This is a genomic window from Enterobacter sichuanensis (assembly GCF_009036245.1).
Lineage (GTDB): Bacteria > Pseudomonadota > Gammaproteobacteria > Enterobacterales > Enterobacteriaceae > Enterobacter > Enterobacter sichuanensis.
Window position 1 is genome coordinate 3,706,024 of the sequence record NZ_CP027986.1, and the last position, 16,969, is coordinate 3,722,992.

Below are 16,969 nucleotides of genomic sequence, written 5' to 3' on the forward strand. Positions count from 1 at the left end.
GACGATGCCCCTTCGCCCTGCCACCGCGCTCTGGCCGCCCGTTTTACTGGGCAGCCAGTTTGTTTTTAACATTGGCTTTTACGCCGTTGTCCCCTTCCTGGCGATATTCCTGCGCGACGATATGCTGCTCTCCGGCGGGCTGATCGGGCTGATCCTGGGGCTGCGCACGTTCTCCCAGCAGGGGATGTTTATCGTCGGGGGCGCGCTCTCGGACCGCTTTGGCGCGAAAGTCGTGATCCTGAGCGGGTGTGTTATCCGCGTCGCGGGCTATCTGCTGCTGGCGTTCGGGGAATCGCTGTGGCCGATTATTCTGGGCGCGTGTCTGACAGGCGTGGGCGGCGCGCTGTTTTCTCCGTCTATTGAGGCATTGCTGGCGAAAGCAGGCACGCACAGCGAGGCGAAAGGTAAACGAAGCCGGGCGGAGTGGTTCGCGCTCTTTGCGGTTTGCGGGGAACTCGGTGCCGTACTGGGCCCGGTTGCCGGTGCCCTGCTAACCGGCCTGGGCTTTCGTCAGGTGGCTCTCGCGGGGGCAGGCGTCTTTATCGTTGCGCTGGTGGTGCTCTATTTTTGCCTGCCCGCGTCACGCCACGCCGCGCAGACGCTAAAGCTCGTTCCCTGGTGGACGACGTTCCGCAAGCCCCGCTTTGTCGCCTTTATCATTGCCTACAGTTCGTGGCTTTTAAGCTATAACCAGCTCTATCTGGCGCTGCCGGTAGAGATCCAGCGCTCTGGCGGTAACGAGAAAGATCTCGGCCCGCTTTTTATGCTGGCCTCCGTTCTGATCATCACCTTACAGCTGCCGCTGGCGCGTTTCGCCCGGCGTGTGGGCGCTGTGAGGATCCTGCCGGTGGGCTTTTTGCTGCTCTCCGCCGCCTTTGCAAGCGTGGCAATGTTTGCGTCGACGGCACCGCCAGAGGGCTGGCTGCGCCTGCTGCCGTCGGTCTGTTTTGTGACGCTGCTGACGCTGGACAGATGCTGCTGGTGCCATCGGCTAAGGATCTGGTCCCGCGCTTTGCCGAGGAGTCCACGCTGGGGGCACATTATGGCGCACTCGCCACCGCTGGCGGCATTGCGGTACTGGCAGGAAACTTGTTGTTTGGTAGCCTGCTGGATCGCGCGCTGGTGCCCTCAACGCAGGCAATGTATCCCTGGCTGCTGCTGGCCCTTTTCCCACTCTGCAGCGCGCTGGCCCTGAACGTGATTTGCCGCCCGCTGAGACGCTGAACCGGTCACTTTTTCGGGCGATACTTTTCAGGCAGCTCCGGCACGGGACGACGGTCATCAATCAGATGACGAACGGTCAGGATCGGGTGACGCCATAACATACGCGGGCCAGCCCAGCGCATAATCTGCTTCATCTCTTCTCGTCTGGCAGGCTGGTAGCAGTGCACCGGACACTGTTTGCAGGCAGGCTTTTCTTCACCAAATACGCATTTATCCAGACGCTTATCGGCATAGGCATTCAGCGCCTGATAATGCCCTTCGTCCTGAGACGCGTCAGGACAGTGCTTTTCATACAGGGCGATCATTCTGGCGATCGTCTTTTTTTCGCGAGAAATTCGTTTACCAGACATAGCGGCTCACTGGTCAATAACATGCATTCATAATACCTCTTAATGCCTCTTTTTTCAGTTGTTGCATGTCATTTTCTGAACCCGCCTTCCACTTTTAAGCCTCCATCAGCCACGCTTTACTGGTATTTTATACAGGTATTAAGAGCCCTGCTGCCGTCGTTATGGAGGATGTATGCAAGAGATCGCCAGCACTAAACACTATCGCCGCTTAAAAGTCGGTTATTTCAGAAAACGTCACGAAGACCGGAAAACTAAAATTCCGACACGTTACAGCGTACATGCGGTGTTGAGCTTAAAAGGCGACTGGCTTGAACAGGCTGGTTTTACCACCCACTCGCAGGTGCGTGTGGGGGTCGAACAGGGGAAAATCGTTATTGAGTTACTGAACCCTGGCGAAGCATAGCGTCACACGTAGGCCAACGTAACCTCCTGATGATACCAAAGCGGTATCATCAGCGAGAGCAGAAGAAAATAGGACGCTTTCCTACGGTAAATAAAAAACCTCTGGGCCCTTGCTTCAGGATTGAATAGTTTAATTTATGGTTCGGGTAAATAAAGAAATCAGGCAACACGTCGCCGAGAACGTTATCTGGCAGCGATTCTTCATTCACATCATGGATCTTTACCGAAGTAAAATGGAAGGAATCTTTGTTTTCCGTCCAGACATAGGACACATCTCTTCGGATAACTGCCGTCGGCTTATCATTTTTAAAATACGTACCGCTGACCGCTACCACACCGGTCTGCTGCTGCATGGTATACATAAAGTCCAGGGTAAGGTTTGCACGAACATCTTCATGAAAAACAACGATAGAGACGGAACAGGCTTCCGTATTATGCTTTTTTTCTACGTGATAATGGTAAAGCCATGACGCCAGCGCGCCAACGGCAAACAGTAAGAGACACATTATCGCAGTTGACCTTTTAGTCACTGATTGTACCCCCTGAAATAAAGCGTAACGCAACCAGCATCTTCTTCTTGTTCATAAGGTTTTCTGCAAATAAGTACCGACAGTGCCGGAGCGGTACTGGATGAGGAGAAGTAGACCCACGGATATTTTTTACAATCGAGCCCCGTTTGCAGGATAATTTTTTTATAACGCGTAAAGTTTCCGATACTTTTAATGTCATCGTTTCGTGAGAAAAAATGACACCCGTTTTCGGTGCTGTTTATTGTGTAATCTTTAAAAAAATCTTTCTTTGAATAGTCATGCACGGCCAGATGGAGAATAAAATACCCCACCCCAAAAGAGAGGGCCATAAGTAATAGCGAAACATAGCGACGATATTGATAACGCGGCGCCTTAGCACTCACCTGTGCGACAGCGGTTTCAGCGATGCTCTCTTTCGACACGGTGACAGGAGGCGCTTCTGATGCCACGCTCTCAGGCGCGTTTACTGATTCGGCCACGTCGTTTTCAATGCGGGCAACGCTGACGCCTTTTTCAATCTGGAAACCTTTTCTCGGGACCGTGGCCACCAGCGTATCGTCTGTTTCTCCCGTTGAGCGTAGCCCGCGCCGGATAATGGAGATATTCTGATAAAGCGTATTGGCAGGAACTAACATCCCGTCCTCACCCCAGACTTTATCAAAGAACGTCTTTTGGTGGACCACTTCCGGGGAAGATTCAAGCAGAAGAACCAGACACCGACTGGCTGGCGTTGTGAGAATTACGCTTAACTCAGGGCGGGTCAAAGAGACAAGTAAGTTTTTCTCTGGACAGAATTTAATATTATCGTTAATTATCCAGAACATAGAATACTCACTATACAGTAAACAGATTCAAAAACTGTTGATATAGATGGCAATTATACTCTGTGAATAATCCTTGTCAAAGCAGCCAGTTAGCGCATTAGTACCGGTACTTCATTAAAATAAAAAGGATTATCTCAGGAAAAAAGACCGGCCAGTCATCCTGCACGATTACGCTTCTTAAACGGAAACAGAAATTTACCCGAGTATCTTCGGTGAATTTCATCGTGTTCCCTGTTTTTGGTTTTTATCGCGTCTCAGGCCATGCTGCGCTCCACAACCCAGAACGGCTGACAATAATGTCTGATTGATTGCGTCTATGTTACACCTTCTCTGTTAGCTGCCCGAGTAAATTTGTGGCGCTTTACTCGCAACGATAATACTCGCGCAATACTCTGATATTTTTTTGGGGGTACGCCCGTCAAAGGCGGCATTATTCATATGGATTACAACGTTGAAGGATTTTACGTTGGCTACCGTTGGCACGCCCGTACTCAGCAGCCGCCATTGTCTCCATTCAGTCACGGACTAAGTTTCACAACCTTCAGTTACGGGGATCTGCAGGTAGCATCAGACGGGAAAACACTCACTGCATCATTCAGGGTTACAAATACAGTAAATTGCGCGGGCGCAGACGTGCCGCTGCTCTTTGTCGAGCCGGCTGACCATCGGTACCCGTGCGTCACACGCCCGGAAGCGATGCTATGTGCGAACTGCGTGAAATGCATTTAAGGTCAAGTAGTGATGCAAAATGAAGAAATATAAAATAGCCTATGAGCACAGCAGCAACGGTGAAAAACAGAACGATGAAACCCTGATGGATTCTGATCACGAACCCACCAGGGAAGAGCTGGAGCATGCGTTCAGCCGGGACACGCTGAGATTTCATCACCAAGGGCTGTCCACCAGGATGATCATTTCGGTGGTTACAGTGAAGTGATATGTGTGGCACCTTTGTTCAGACATACAGGCGCAACCGATAAAACAATCGTATCGTTAAGCTTTATTATCGAAAAGCTTCAAAACTCAATGAAGGCATCATTATCGAAGTAATATTTGAACGCTTGAAAAAGCTGCTCTTCGCTTGGAGTACCTAACTGTTCCTGGGCGCTATCAACAATATCTTCAATAGTGGCATTGTCCAACGTTTCAAGCCAACCATCTTGCTTCGCTTGTACTGGAAGATGATTGTCAGAACCCGGTTCGTTATCACTCCCATCTGTAGAAAAAATTCCTTCAGTGTCTAACGACCAGTTTTCGCTATCAGGTGGCAGGAAAAGCCAGCCTTCCGGATTTGCTTGCGGATTCGTGAGTAACTCTCTAATCGTGATTAACGGCATATATCCTCCTGAATTTAACTACAGTTTGTACCAGACTGAAGCTTTTTAAAACCGCCTTGCCCACTCGGGTGCAGGCTCTGCTGCACAGGCCCGCCAGCCTTATGTTGTGGCCTGGGAACTAATTCAATTTTGCTTGGATCTTGTGCATTATGATGCCAAGTATGTTTCGGTGGACTTGTATCTTTAAATGCCCCCTTGGCACCAGGTTGTACATGCGACACTACCTCAGGAGGCAACTTACTACCCAGCTCAGGATGTTCCTTAATAGTATTATAAAGTTGTTCATTAGCATTTTGAAAATGTACACGACGAGAAGCATCATGTAGATCTTCCGGGATATTAGTTTGGTACCAGACGCTGTAATTCGGGCTGCTTAATGGACGACCACTCAAGTCATTCCCAGAGAGATCTACTCCTGCCAGCCCCCATGGATCAACCCACCCAAGTGGGTTCGGCGCATACTGGTACAGGTTCCACCCACCACTTAACCCAATCGGGTCCTGAACGATGAACCGTCCGATCTGTGGGTCGTAGTAACGGAACAGATTGTAGTGCAGCCCTGTTTCGCTGTCTGCATACTGCCCGGCATAACGCAGGGGCTGGTGCGCCAGGGCTATGTTCTTAGCTACCCGCGTGAAGCCATCTGTCTGGTAGCGCACCTCACCGAAGCTGCCGTACTGCCCGCTCCAGCGGATGCTGCCGTTTTCGTCCGTCACTTCGAGCGGCGCGCCGTTGAGGTCGGTGCTGAACCAGTAGATCTCCCCGTCCGTATCGTCCTGCAGGTGGTCAACCCGCGCCAGCGGGCTCCAGGCCTCGTTCGGGTCATAGATATACGTGCTGCACTGCCCGCCGTCATGCTGCTCCTGCAACAGGCGGTAACTCTGCCAGAGAAAACGCATTTCACTGATGCCGTGCCCGGTGGTGACTGTCTTGCGGATGCGCCTGCCGAGCGCGTCATAATGGTAGTGCGCTTCAAAGCGTCCCTGCGGCCCCGTTCCGCGCGCGGACAGAAGCCGGTTTTCCGCATCATAGGTATAGTGCTGTTCATACAACCCGCTGCGCCTGCGCGTCAGGTTGCCCCAGGCATCGTACTGCATAAACAGGTTCTGCCAGTGCTGCAGGCGGTTATCGGTAACCGGCTCGTCGTTCGCGGCCAGGTTATCAGCGGCGTCATAGGCAAAGAGCGCACTGCTGTTGCCCTGCCGGGACTCATAATGCTTCAGCAGGCGGCTTTCAGCGTCGTAGCCGTAATTCACCTCCCCGCGCAGGGTATCGCTGACGCCCGCCAGTTCGCCGCGCCCGGTATAGCGGTACAGGCGATCCAGTATAGCCTGCTCCGGCAGGGCCACCTCTGTGATAAATGTGCTGCGCTGCGCGGTACGTCTGCCGAGGCTGTCATAGCTGCGGGACTGTTCGCGCGCGCCCTGGGTACGACTCACTTCCCGGTGCAGACGGTCGCGGGTGAATTCGGTGACAAGCTGCGACCCGAAGCGGATGGCGCTGACGTGACCGGAGCCGTAGTGCAGCCAGGAGAGCTGCTGCCCGCCGGGGAGGGTCAGATTTGTCAGATTGCCCAGTGCATCCCATTCGTAGCTGAGTTCGCCGTTAACACCAGACTCATTTACCAGGCGACCTGACGCATCGCGGGTAAAGTCGATTTCATCACCCTCAATGCCCAGCGCAACACCTTCGGCAGTCGGGGTGCGCCGGATACGGGTGAGCTGACCGTTCAGGTCGTGGTCATAACGGTATTCCGCATTGCGCGTAGTACGCCCGGTAAGCAGGCCACTTTCATCGTAACTGAAGGTTCGTATACGCCGGGCGATGCCGCCATCACCGGCAGGCCTGCCGTTTTCATGCAGTTCGCAGAGGAATCCACGGCTGTCCCATATCATCTGGCGCGACGTGTCGTCCGGGCGGGTTTCGCTGAGCGGACGGCCTGCGGCGTCGTATGTAAAGCGGTATTCTCCGCGATTGCCGTTTTCGAGTCTGAGCAGGTTGCCGCGCGGGTCGTAATGCCAGCGCCGGGTGCGCCCGATGCGGTCGGTGACACTCACCGGCAGGCCGAGCGGGTTATAGTCCCAGCGCACCTCGCTCTCCAGCGGGTCGCGCCAGGCGGCAAGCTGACCGCGTGCATTCCAGTGTAATGTTTCGCGGCTGCCGTCCGGGCGGATAACAGCAGAAAGTTGCCCGGCGCTGTTCCATACACGGCGGGTGACATTACCCTCTGCATCTTCACTCGACAGAAGTTGCCCGAGGCGGTCGTATGTATAGCAAGAGACACTGCCGGAACAGTCGGTGCGGCTTGTCAGCAGTCCCTGACCGTTCCATGCCAGACGCACCACCCCGCCTGTCGCATCGGTGATACTGTCCGGTAAAGGTTCTTCATCGTCCGGGTAGTGGTAAGTGGTGCGGTTGCCTTCGGTGTTGGTTTCAGAAAGCAGTCGTCCCTGCAGGTCATACAGGCTCTGCTCTGACGTGCCGTCCGGCCAGACCGTGCGGGTGAGGCGATCGGTGAGGCGGTACCAGTAATATTCCGTCCGCCGTCCTGCCGGGTCCGTCTCCTGGATCATGCGCCCGTACCTGTCCCACCGGCTCTGGCGCATGGCACCGCCCGGCAGAATGACGTCACACAGCTCGCCGTCGCGGTAAATAAAGGCTGTCTTGCGGCCATCGAAGTCGGTGAAGGCGGCGACGTTGTCATCGTCATCAATCAGCCAGTGCGCCTGCGCCCCGTCGTCACGGATGGCCCGGCGGGTGCCGTTGTCAAAATCATACTCAAAAGTCAGCTGCTCGCCGCCGCTGTGGCGGAAAGCCGTCACGCGCGGCAGACCGGCAATCTCCTGCCAGCGGTATTCGCTCACCAGGCCGTTTGCATCCTCGTGGGCACGCATCAGGCCATCCTGCCAGCGGAAACGCCTGCGCACGCTGCCGCCCCGGCCGGTCACTGAGACCAGCTGGCGCTGTTCGTCATAAGCATAACTGGCCAGGCAGATGTCATCATCCAGCCAGGCACCGGTGAGCCTGTCGTCGTCATAGCGGCAGACCACGCGCTGCCCGGCGCTGTCCGTCAGGGCATGCAGGGTGAGGTTATCGTTCCACTCGAAGAGGATATCGTTGCCGCAGGGTCCGGAGATGCGCTGCAGCAGGGAGGGTTTATCGAACTCAAGCGGGGCGTAGTGCCAGCGTTCGCCGCTGATATCATACACAGACCAGGTATCGTCCTGATGGTGCTCAAGCCAGCGCTTTTCGGCTTCGCAGTAGGTCCGGTAACCCTTCGGCACCTTCGGAAAGGAGACATAATCCCCGGTCGGGGCCCGCCACACCAGGCCCTCCTGGTAACGCTCCAGACGGGTCTCCCAGAAGAGATTCCAGCCGCGACCGAGCACGCTGTCGCCCGGGTTACCGCTGCGCCAGTAACGCTGCCAGCGCACCGGCAGACGCGACGGCAGGACGAAGTCCAGCTCGTCGTCGCCGCTGAGAAACTTCTGCCCACTGATGATATCCACCGGGCGGGCAATAATTCCTCCCGCCGCGATGGCGGTCAGCATCGCGCCGAAGCGGCAGGCGATGCGGCCGATTTTGCTGATACCCGGCAGTTTCGACAACAGCTTACCCACCGCGCCGACCTTTCCGGCCGCGCCACCCCAGCCGCCAGCCAGCCCGGCAAACAGCAGGGTCAGGTCTGATATTTTGTAGAGCACTTCGGGGACTTCCGGGGTTATCGACAGAGTCTGTTCCGGGTCGCCACCAATACGAACGTTGCCGGAGCCGGTCATCACCTTCGCATCGCAAGTGGTGCGGTCCCCGATACGGGCAGCAGGCAGGCCATTAATGTAAACACGTGAGGAGCCTTCCGCCATCTGCTGCGAACCGTCGTCGTCGCACGCCACCATGCTGTCCGTGGCAATAGCGGCGGGCTTACCGTTGATAAAGACGTCAGGAGAGCCTGTGGTGATGACGCCTTTCTTCGTCATGTTCGCTGCCATACCTTCGGCAATGCCGTCGCGCACGCCGGTCGCCACCTCCCCGGCGAGAAAACCGACTGCGAGGCTGGCACCGATAAGCAGCACACCGATGCCAAAACAGGAGGCACCGATGCCTGCGACCATCAGCGCACCGGCCGCGATGCCGCCGAGTGCCGCAATCGCGCCGCCGACAAGGGTACCAAGGATCATCCCGGCCAGCGCGCCGGAATGGCCTATATCATCACCGACACGCGCGGCTTCAAACATAACAATATTCCTTATCGTTAAGCGTGGGGACGAAAGCTTCTGAGCAGGTCATCAAACAGGCAGCTATCCCTTTCGGTAAGCTTTTCTGCTGACGACATGGTAAAAACAAGAATATGCGCACCCTGCGTATTGAAAACGGCCTGCTGCTGCCAGATGCGCTTACCCTCGCGCAGAAAAGTGGCGTGCACACTTTCACCCAGTAAAAGATTATCGCCCAGCATCACGGCACTGCGTTCACTCTGCTTCCAGCCTTTCAGGTGCTTTTGCATCAGAGCCAGCTGGCGATCCGTGTATGCCGTCAGGTTCTCGCCCTGGTCGAGCGTATCGCGGGCAATATTGAAGGAGGGCACCTGAGTGTCCCGGCAGGTAAAAACGTTGACCGTACGGTCCAGATAGCCTTCAGGGAGCCTGACCTGCCCCTCACTGAAGTGAGTAATTTCATTTTGATCTGACATTAAGCGGATCCCACCACAAGTTTCAGAAATATGACTATCGTATACTCCGAACACACTCCTCAAAAGAAACAACTTGTGAGAATGAGCAAGTATATTTGATGGAGTGTTTACCCCCGAGACGATGAATTCTATCTTTTCTTCACGGGCTGACAACTCCTGCATCTGAGGGGCGTGTGCAGCGCCATGGCGGTCCCTGTTGATGCGGTGCCGAAGGTTGTCGCAATGGCTAGCGCAGCGGTTGGGACGAATGCCTCCATGCCCTCACCTGTGGCAACTCCTGCCGCAGCGGTGCCTTTACCCACATGGGATACACGGTACTCGCTTCAAGTTTTTAAACCACATCGTCAATCTCGGCTTTCAGTTCGCTCCACTGACCTGCCCCCGCTAATTAATACAGCGCTCAGTTAGTAATGGAGTGCCCCCGAGCCCGTAGACAAATCTGCCCTATAGTTTGAGCATAGGAGGAGTCTATGGGCACACCACGTTTTACCCCTGAATTTAAGGAAGAGGCTGTCCGCCAAATCACCGAGCGGGGCTATTCCATCGCTGAAGTATCTGAACGACTCGGCGTTTCGGCGCACAGTCTTTATAAATGGCTCCGCGCTGTTAAGCCTGACAACAATGGGCAACAGGCACAGGACTTACTGGATGCCAGAACAGAAATTCTCAGGCTGAAAGCGCAGCTTAAACGCACTGAGGAAGAACGGGATATTCTGAAAAAGGCAGCGCGGTACTTTGCAAGGGAGCCCGACTGAAGTACCGCTTTATCAACGATCACCGTGAAATCTGGTCGATCGTTACAATGTGTCGGGTTCTCAAGGTTGCCCGTGCCGGATTTTATGTCTGGCTCCATAACCCTGTATCTGCCGGAGAAAAGGATAACCAGCGACTGCTGGCGCTCATCCGCGACTCCTATACGCTGAGTGGTGGGGTTTATGGTTATCGCCGAATTCACGGCGATCTTCGTGAAATTGGTGAAGTGTGCAGCAGAAACCGGGTCGCCAAAATCATGAGGAAAAACAGGATACAGGCCATACATGGTTATAAAGTGCCACGCGGGACCCGGGGACGGCCGTCATTGATAGCGCCTAACCGCGTACAGCGTGAATTTACTGTAGTGAAGCCCAATCAGGTCTGGGTTACAGATATTACCTATATCCGCACCTGGCAAGGCTGGCTGTATCTGGCAGTGGTCATCGATCTCTTCGCCCGTAATGTGGTGGGCTGGTCGATGAAACCAACACTGTCGCGCGAGCTGGCACTGGATGCGTTGTTGATGGCGGTCTGGCGGCGTAAGCCTTCAGAAAACGTCATTGTGCACAGCGATCAGGGTAGTCAGTATGGCAGTGATGACTGGCAGCGGTTCTGCCGGGCCAACAATCTGGCGCCAAGCATGAGCCGTCGCGGAAACTGCTGGGATAATGCAGTGGCAGAATCGTTCTTCAGTTCACTCAAAAAAGAGCGCATCAGGAAGCGGATATATAAAACCCGGGAAATGGCCCGGGCGGATATCTTCGATTACATTGAAGTGTTCTACAACCGTAACCGACGCCACAGCCATCTCGGTGGCGTCAGCCCGGAAGCCTTCGAAAAGGCCTCGCCGAGAGGACAGAAACTGTCTACCGGAGCGTGGTCACTCCAATTTTTACCTGAGCAAGTTTTCCAGTCACAGGGCTCGTGTAACGGTAGAAAAAAGACTTAACCCTAGTTGCACCGCAGGAGACGCGTAAACCACGATTTTCGCCAATATCAGCTTTATCTTTGTCACCTGGCTTCATCATTTCTATCGCTTTAAACGACAGTGGCTTTGCCTCTTGTTTTCCTGCCATAAAGACTCCGTTATCATGCTCCCTACGCATTTATGAAACAAAATGTAGGTTGTGCTGTAAGTAGCCACATTTTACCAGGCCATAGGTTGGCAAACTACACTTTAACCTACATTTAAATGTAGGATTTCCTGAGATCCAATGAGACAAAGTGAAACTCAATGAGAACAAAAAACATCACTAACTCATTAAAATTTAAGAAAATGGACATCATAAACTGATGAGTACACTAGAGAATTTCGACGCCCATACCCCCATGATGCAGCAGTACCTGAAGCTGAAAGCACAGCATCCGGAAATCCTGCTGTTTTACCGTATGGGCGATTTTTACGAGCTGTTTTATGACGATGCTAAGCGTGCATCGCAGTTGCTCGACATCTCGCTGACCAAACGTGGTGCATCGGCGGGTGAGCCCATTCCTATGGCAGGTATCCCCCATCACGCGGTAGAAAATTACCTGGCGAAGCTGGTGAATCAGGGGGAGTCCGTCGCCATTTGCGAACAGATCGGCGATCCCGCGACGTCCAAAGGTCCGGTGGAACGCAAAGTCGTACGTATCGTCACGCCAGGCACCATCAGTGATGAAGCTCTGCTGCAGGAGCGTCAGGATAACCTGCTGGCCGCACTGTGGCAGGACGGAAAAGGCTTTGGCTACGCGACGCTCGACATCAGCTCCGGACGTTTTCGTCTGAGTGAACCGGCTGACCGTGAAACGATGGCTGCCGAACTGCAGCGCACCAATCCGGCAGAATTGCTCTATGCCGAAGATTTTGCCGAAATGGCGCTCATTGAAGGCCGTCGCGGGTTACGCCGTCGTCCGCTGTGGGAGTTTGAAATTGATACCGCGCGCCAGCAGCTGAATCTGCAGTTTGGCACCCGCGATCTGATTGGCTTTGGTGTCGAAAATGCCCCACGCGGACTGTGTGCGGCAGGTTGCCTTCTGCAGTACGTGAAAGATACCCAGCGCACCGCCCTGCCGCATATCCGCTCGATCACCATGGAGCGCCAGCAGGACAGCATCATCATGGATGCCGCCACGCGCCGTAATCTGGAGATCACCCAGAACCTGGCGGGGGGCGTCGAAAATACGCTTGCCTCAGTCCTCGACAGTACGGTGACCCCCATGGGCAGCCGCATGCTGAAACGCTGGCTGCACATGCCGATTCGCGATACCGGGACGCTTGTTTGCCGTCAGCAGACGATTGCCGCGTTGCAGGATCGCTATACCGAGATACAGCCCGTCCTGCGCCAGGTGGGCGACCTGGAGCGTATCCTGGCCCGTCTGGCTCTGCGGACCGCGCGTCCACGCGATCTCGCACGGATGCGCCACGCGTTCCAGCAACTGCCAGAGCTGCGTGCTCAGTTGAGTGACGTTGACAGCGCACCGGTACAGAAACTCCGCGACACCATGGGCGAATTTACCGAGCTTCGCGAGCTGCTCGAACGCGCCATTATCGATGCGCCGCCGGTACTTGTTCGTGATGGCGGCGTGATTGCCCCTGGCTACAATGCGGAGCTGGACGAATGGCGCGCGCTGGCCGACGGCGCGACGGACTATCTTGATAAACTGGAAATCCGCGAGCGCGAACGTCTTGGACTCGACACCCTGAAGGTCGGCTATAACGCGGTACACGGTTACTATATTCAGATCAGCCGCGGGCAGAGCCATCTGGCACCGATTCATTACGTGCGTCGCCAGACGCTCAAAAACGCTGAACGCTATATTATTCCTGAGCTGAAAGAGTACGAAGACAAAGTCCTCACCTCCAAAGGCAAAGCGCTGGCGCTGGAAAAACAGCTGTATGACGAGCTGTTCGACATGCTGATGCCGCATCTGGCCGACCTGCAGTTAAGCGCCAGTGCGCTGGCAGAGCTGGACGTGCTGGTGAACCTGGCTGAGCGCGCTGAAACGCTGAACTATACCTGCCCAACCTTTACCGACAAACCCGGCATTCGGATTACCGAAGGCCGTCACCCGGTGGTTGAGCGAGTGCTGAATGAACCGTTCATCGCCAACCCGCTGAGCCTGTCACCGCAGCGAAGAATGCTGATCATTACCGGTCCGAACATGGGCGGTAAGAGTACCTATATGCGCCAGACGGCACTGATTGCCCTGCTCGCCTATATTGGTAGCTACGTTCCGGCGCAAAAAGTGGAGATTGGCCCCATCGACCGGATCTTTACCCGCGTGGGTGCAGCGGACGATCTGGCGAGCGGTCGCTCAACCTTTATGGTCGAGATGACCGAAACGGCTAACATTCTGCATAACGCGACGGAGCACAGCCTGGTGCTGATGGACGAAGTGGGACGCGGAACATCCACCTATGATGGTCTGTCGCTGGCCTGGGCCTGCGCGGAAAGTCTCGCGAATAAAATCAAAGCCATGACGCTGTTCGCTACCCACTATTTCGAGCTGACGCAGCTGCCGGAAAAAATGGAAGGGGTGGCTAACGTTCACCTTGATGCGCTGGAGCATGGCGACACCATTGCCTTCATGCACACAGTGCAGGATGGCGCAGCGAGCAAGAGCTATGGCCTGGCCGTCGCGGCGCTGGCAGGGGTACCGAAAGAGGTGATCAAGCGCGCGCGTCAGAAGCTGCGTGAGCTGGAAAGCTTGTCCCCCAACGCGGCGGCGACGCAAATTGATGGGACGCAGATGTCGCTGCTGGCGCCTGCGGAAGAGACATCACCGGCGGTGGAAGCGCTGGAGAATCTCGACCCGGATTCCCTGACGCCGCGCCAGGCGCTGGAGTGGATTTATCGGTTGAAGAGTCTGGTTTAGTTTTCTGCGGTCTTTTGCCCGGTGGGGCTGCGCTTACCGGGTCTACGGTTTTTGTAGGCCGGGTAAGGCGAAGCTGCCACCCGGCACGACCGGCAAGCACCGGTTTTTTTTTACAACAACGGCGGGATCGTTGGCACCTGCGGTGCCTCATCAATATCCTTCTGCGTCATACGAAACGCTTCCGGATAGTGCTCGCGGCTGGTACGACGCAGCGGTTCGGTATCGCGCCAGGTATACAGACAATGCTGGCACTGATAAACCGTCCAGACCCCTTTCACCGGTGAGGTTGCCATCACTTCAATATTTTCATCGGCACAACGTGGACAAATCATCTTTTCCTCCTTATTGACGTGCTGCCAGCATGGCGGTCAGTTTTTCAGCCCAGGCTTTGGTTTCAGGAAGATCCTGTACCGGCTGGCTATAATGGCCACGGTTGTCCGGTGCCACAGGCGTGGTGGCATCGATAATCAGTTTGTCGGTAATGCCTGCCGGGCTGGAGCCCGGATCGAGTTCAAGTACCGACATATTCGGCAGTTGCACCAGATCCCCTGCCGGGTTTACTTTCGACGACAGCGCCCACATCACCTGTGGGAGGTTGAACGGATCGACATCCTCATCCACCATAATCACCATTTTCACGTAGCCCAGACCGTGCGGCGTGGTCATGGCGCGTAAACCCACCGCGCGGGCAAAGCCGCCGTAACGTTTTTTGGTGGAGATAATCGCCAGCAGACCGTGGGTGTACATCGCGTTCACCGCCTGCACTTCCGGGAATTCTGCTTTCAGCTGCTGGTAGAGCGGCACACAGGTAGCCGGCCCCATCAGATAGTCAATCTCGGTCCACGGCATGCCAAGGTAGAGAGATTCGAAAATCGGTTTGGTGCGGTAAGAGACCTTATCAATTCGCACTACCGTCATGTTACGCCCGCCGGAATAGTGCCCGGTAAACTCACCGAACGGCCCTTCGATTTCACGTTTACGGCCCTCAATCACCCCTTCCAGGATCACTTCAGAGCCCCACGGCACATCAAAGCCGGTCAGCGGCGCGGTGGCTATCGGGTACGGGCTTTCACGCAGCGCACCCGCCATTTCATACTCGGATTGATCGTATTTCAGCGGCGTCGCGCCCATCAGAGTGATAATGGGATCGTTGCCGAGCGTAATCGCCACCGGCAGATCTTCACCGCGCTCTTCCGCTTTGTGCAAATGCAGGGCGATATCGTGCATCGGTACCGGCTGCAGGCCGAGCTTGCGCTTGCCCTTCACTTCCATGCGGTAGATCCCGACGTTCTGCTTGCCGAAGTGATCCGGGTCAAGCGGATCGCGCGAGACGACGCACGCTTTATCGAGATAGAAACCACCGTCACCGTCGTTCAGACGGAACAGCGGCAGAATATCGAACAGGTTAATGTCCTCACCGTCGACCGTATTCTGCGCCCAGGCCGGATTAGCCCGCCGTTCAGGCGTGACGGGGAATTTATCCCAGCGACGAATAAACTCGTCGATCTGTTTTTTCACCGGCGTATTGGCCGGAAGCCCCATTGAGATGGCATGGTTCTGCCAGGAGCCTATCGTGTTCATCACCACCCGGGCATCGGTGAAGCCGCGAATGTTATCGAACCACAACGCCGGCGCGCCGTCACCGATGCGTCCCGTCGCGTTGGCTGCCGCCGCCAGATCTGGCTCGGCGTTCACCTCTTCCTCAATTTTCAGCAGTTGCCCTTGCTCATCGAGCGCCTGCAGGAAGCTTCTCAAATCATCAAATGCCATCTTTATTCTCCTGTGAAAAATGTTTCGCTTCGCGTAACCCGTTCCAGCGGCGCGCCTTTTTATGCTCCAGACCAAACTGGTCAAGCACGCGCGTCACGATATGCCAGGTGATGTCTTCGGCGGTTTGCGGATGGTTGTAATACGCAGGCATAGGCGGCACCATCGCCACACCCATGCGGGAAAGTGCGAGCATGTTCTCCAGATGAATGGTGCTGAGCGGCGTTTCACGGGGAACCAGCACCAGCTTGCGCCCCTCTTTCAGCACCACATCGGCCGCACGGCCTACCAGCCCTTCGGCGTAACCGGCACGGATACCCGCCAGCGTTTTCATGCTGCAGGGAATGACGATCATGCCGTCGGTGCGAAACGAACCGGAGGAGATGGTCGCGGCCTGGTCCGCCGGGCTGTGGACCACGTCAGCCAGAGCAGCGACGTCCTGCGCGGTGCAGGACGTTTCCAGCTCAATGGTGGTTTTTGCCCACTTCGACATCACCAGGTGGGTCTCCACCTCCGGCATTTCCCGCAGCGCCTGCAGCAGCGCCACGCCCAGCGGAGCCCCCGTTGCCCCCGTCATTCCCACGATCAATCTCATTCAGCACCTCAATATTTTGTTCGTATACGAACATTATAGATAAGCTACTCCCGGCTCGTTTTTCTGACAAGATCGTTCGTACACGATCACACGAATTGCTAAAAGTTGCTGCGTTAAAATCCAGAGCAATAGCGGCTATGATAGAGGGAGATTTTTTCCGTCGGAGTGTTCATGGAACTAAGACAAGAAGCGTTCCACCTGTTACGTCAGCTTTTTCAACAGCATACCGCGCAGTGGCAACATGCCTTACCGGAACTGACCAAGCCGCAATATGCGGTGATGCGCTCAATTGCTGAGCATCCGGGTATTGAACAGGTGGCATTGACTGAAGTGGCGGTCAGCACGAAAGCGACCCTGGCGGAAATGCTGAGCCGCATGGAGGCGCGCGGGCTGGTCAAACGCGAGCACGACCCGGCAGATAAGCGCCGCCGCTTTGTCTTCCTGACACCAGAAGGTGAAGCCCTGCTTGCAGGCTGTAAACCGGTGGGCAACGCGGTGGATGAGGCGTTTTTAGGACGTTTAACCGAGAATGAGCGCAAGCAGTTCACGGCGATGATCAGCAAAATGATGGCTAAGGAAAAGCCATGACCCCATGAAAACGCACACCGGTCAACCGCGGTGCTCAATCAACCAGAAAAGAAA

At 55.3% G+C, this 16,969-nt stretch carries 13 protein-coding genes and 3 pseudogenes; 6 read left to right on the plus strand and 10 right to left on the minus strand.

Annotation, left to right across the window (positions count from 1 at the left end; translation table 11 throughout):
* The first annotated feature begins 4 nt into the window (after positions 1 to 4).
* Positions 5 to 1,224 (plus strand): annotated as a pseudogene (locus C1N69_RS17920) (MDR family MFS transporter).
* A gap of 5 nt (positions 1,225 to 1,229) precedes the next feature.
* Here C1N69_RS17920 and C1N69_RS17925 read toward each other — a convergent pair.
* Positions 1,230 to 1,574: a nitrous oxide-stimulated promoter family protein gene (locus C1N69_RS17925; protein WP_155031635.1), complete on the minus strand. Its 345-nt coding sequence runs from the start codon at positions 1,572 to 1,574 to the stop codon at positions 1,230 to 1,232.
* 172 nt (positions 1,575 to 1,746) lie between these two features.
* Here C1N69_RS17925 and C1N69_RS17930 point away from each other — a divergent pair, with 172 nt between their 5' ends.
* Entirely contained in the window at positions 1,747 to 1,977 is a 231-nt protein-coding gene (locus C1N69_RS17930) for a SymE family type I addiction module toxin (RefSeq protein WP_155031636.1), read from the plus strand.
* 49 nt (positions 1,978 to 2,026) lie between these two features.
* On the opposite strand, the gene C1N69_RS17935 is transcribed toward C1N69_RS17930, so the two are convergent.
* Together C1N69_RS17935 and C1N69_RS17940 are read right to left on the minus strand one after the other, a co-directional pair.
* On the minus strand, positions 2,027 to 2,482 hold the full coding sequence (locus C1N69_RS17935; RefSeq protein WP_155031637.1) for a hypothetical protein: 456 nt from the start codon (positions 2,480 to 2,482) through the stop codon (positions 2,027 to 2,029).
* 20 nt (positions 2,483 to 2,502) lie between these two features.
* Positions 2,503 to 3,330, minus strand: coding sequence for a winged helix-turn-helix domain-containing protein (locus tag C1N69_RS17940; protein ID WP_095441271.1), 828 nt, complete (start codon positions 3,328 to 3,330; stop codon positions 2,503 to 2,505).
* A 748-nt stretch (positions 3,331 to 4,078) separates the two neighbouring features.
* On the opposite strand from C1N69_RS17940, the gene C1N69_RS17945 reads away from it, so the two are divergent.
* Positions 4,079 to 4,267 (plus strand): hypothetical protein, encoded by a 189-nt coding sequence (locus C1N69_RS17945; protein WP_047959352.1) that lies wholly within the window; start codon positions 4,079 to 4,081, stop codon positions 4,265 to 4,267.
* A gap of 79 nt (positions 4,268 to 4,346) precedes the next feature.
* Here C1N69_RS17945 and C1N69_RS17950 read toward each other — a convergent pair whose 3' ends face one another.
* The 3 genes from C1N69_RS17950 to C1N69_RS17960 are packed head-to-tail and all read right to left on the minus strand — an operon-like array spanning position 4,347 to position 9,357.
* Positions 4,347 to 4,667 carry a DUF7716 domain-containing protein gene (locus C1N69_RS17950; RefSeq protein ID WP_047959353.1) on the minus strand — a complete coding sequence of 107 codons (321 nt, stop codon included), beginning with the start codon at positions 4,665 to 4,667 and terminating at the stop codon, positions 4,347 to 4,349.
* Positions 4,668 to 4,681: 14 nt separating this feature from the next.
* On the minus strand, positions 4,682 to 8,902 hold the full coding sequence (locus C1N69_RS17955) for an RHS repeat-associated core domain-containing protein (RefSeq protein ID WP_155031638.1): 4,221 nt from the start codon (positions 8,900 to 8,902) through the stop codon (positions 4,682 to 4,684).
* A gap of 17 nt (positions 8,903 to 8,919) precedes the next feature.
* On the minus strand, positions 8,920 to 9,357 hold the full coding sequence (locus C1N69_RS17960; RefSeq protein ID WP_047959354.1) for a DcrB-related protein: 438 nt from the start codon (positions 9,355 to 9,357) through the stop codon (positions 8,920 to 8,922).
* A gap of 470 nt (positions 9,358 to 9,827) precedes the next feature.
* On the opposite strand from C1N69_RS17960, the pseudogene C1N69_RS17970 reads away from it, so the two are divergent.
* Positions 9,828 to 10,957: pseudogene (locus tag C1N69_RS17970) on the plus strand (IS3 family transposase); the annotation flags it as partial.
* 37 nt (positions 10,958 to 10,994) lie between these two features.
* On the opposite strand, the pseudogene C1N69_RS23025 reads toward C1N69_RS17970, so the two are convergent.
* Positions 10,995 to 11,186 (minus strand): annotated as a pseudogene (locus tag C1N69_RS23025) (tyrosine-type recombinase/integrase); the annotation flags it as partial.
* 217 nt (positions 11,187 to 11,403) lie between these two features.
* Here C1N69_RS23025 and mutS point away from each other — a divergent pair.
* A complete protein-coding gene (gene mutS / locus C1N69_RS17980) occupies positions 11,404 to 13,965 on the plus strand; it encodes a DNA mismatch repair protein MutS (RefSeq protein WP_155031639.1) in 2,562 nt (853 codons plus the stop codon).
* 110 nt (positions 13,966 to 14,075) lie between these two features.
* Here mutS and C1N69_RS17985 read toward each other — a convergent pair whose 3' ends face one another.
* The 3 genes from C1N69_RS17985 to C1N69_RS17995 are packed head-to-tail and all read right to left on the minus strand — an operon-like array spanning position 14,076 to position 16,327.
* Positions 14,076 to 14,297 (minus strand): non-oxidative hydroxyarylic acid decarboxylases subunit D, encoded by a 222-nt coding sequence (locus tag C1N69_RS17985; RefSeq protein ID WP_059384998.1) that lies wholly within the window; start codon positions 14,295 to 14,297, stop codon positions 14,076 to 14,078.
* A gap of 10 nt (positions 14,298 to 14,307) precedes the next feature.
* Positions 14,308 to 15,735 carry a non-oxidative hydroxyarylic acid decarboxylases subunit C gene (locus C1N69_RS17990; protein ID WP_155031640.1) on the minus strand — a complete coding sequence of 476 codons (1,428 nt, stop codon included), beginning with the start codon at positions 15,733 to 15,735 and terminating at the stop codon, positions 14,308 to 14,310.
* On the minus strand, positions 15,725 to 16,327 hold the full coding sequence (locus C1N69_RS17995) for a non-oxidative hydroxyarylic acid decarboxylases subunit B (RefSeq protein WP_155031641.1): 603 nt from the start codon (positions 16,325 to 16,327) through the stop codon (positions 15,725 to 15,727). Before C1N69_RS17995 ends, C1N69_RS17990 begins: the two co-directional genes overlap by 11 nt.
* 171 nt (positions 16,328 to 16,498) lie before the next feature.
* Between C1N69_RS17995 and C1N69_RS18000 the strand changes: the two genes are divergently transcribed.
* The gene (locus tag C1N69_RS18000) at positions 16,499 to 16,915 is read left to right on the plus strand and encodes a MarR family winged helix-turn-helix transcriptional regulator (protein ID WP_025757077.1); all 417 of its coding nucleotides are present in this window, start codon (positions 16,499 to 16,501) and stop codon (positions 16,913 to 16,915) included.
* The last annotated feature ends 54 nt before the right edge of the window (positions 16,916 to 16,969 follow it).

Excerpts from the sequence above, each read along its gene's own strand:
- C1N69_RS17925 (WP_155031635.1), bottom strand. The coding sequence starts at position 1,574 with ATGTCTGGTAAACGAATTTCTCGCGAAAAAAAGACGATCGCCAGAATG.
- C1N69_RS17930 (WP_155031636.1), top strand. The coding sequence starts at position 1,747 with ATGCAAGAGATCGCCAGCACTAAACACTATCGCCGCTTAAAAGTCGGT.
- C1N69_RS17935 (WP_155031637.1), bottom strand. The coding sequence starts at position 2,482 with ATGTGTCTCTTACTGTTTGCCGTTGGCGCGCTGGCGTCATGGCTTTAC.
- C1N69_RS17940 (WP_095441271.1), bottom strand. The coding sequence starts at position 3,330 with ATGTTCTGGATAATTAACGATAATATTAAATTCTGTCCAGAGAAAAAC.
- C1N69_RS17945 (WP_047959352.1), top strand. The coding sequence starts at position 4,079 with ATGAAGAAATATAAAATAGCCTATGAGCACAGCAGCAACGGTGAAAAA.
- C1N69_RS17950 (WP_047959353.1), bottom strand. The coding sequence starts at position 4,667 with ATGCCGTTAATCACGATTAGAGAGTTACTCACGAATCCGCAAGCAAAT.
- C1N69_RS17955 (WP_155031638.1), bottom strand. The coding sequence starts at position 8,902 with ATGTTTGAAGCCGCGCGTGTCGGTGATGATATAGGCCATTCCGGCGCG.
- C1N69_RS17960 (WP_047959354.1), bottom strand. The coding sequence starts at position 9,357 with ATGTCAGATCAAAATGAAATTACTCACTTCAGTGAGGGGCAGGTCAGG.
- mutS (WP_155031639.1), top strand. The coding sequence starts at position 11,404 with ATGAGTACACTAGAGAATTTCGACGCCCATACCCCCATGATGCAGCAG.
- C1N69_RS17985 (WP_059384998.1), bottom strand. The coding sequence starts at position 14,297 with ATGATTTGTCCACGTTGTGCCGATGAAAATATTGAAGTGATGGCAACC.
- C1N69_RS17990 (WP_155031640.1), bottom strand. The coding sequence starts at position 15,735 with ATGGCATTTGATGATTTGAGAAGCTTCCTGCAGGCGCTCGATGAGCAA.
- C1N69_RS17995 (WP_155031641.1), bottom strand. The coding sequence starts at position 16,327 with ATGAGATTGATCGTGGGAATGACGGGGGCAACGGGGGCTCCGCTGGGC.
- C1N69_RS18000 (WP_025757077.1), top strand. The coding sequence starts at position 16,499 with ATGGAACTAAGACAAGAAGCGTTCCACCTGTTACGTCAGCTTTTTCAA.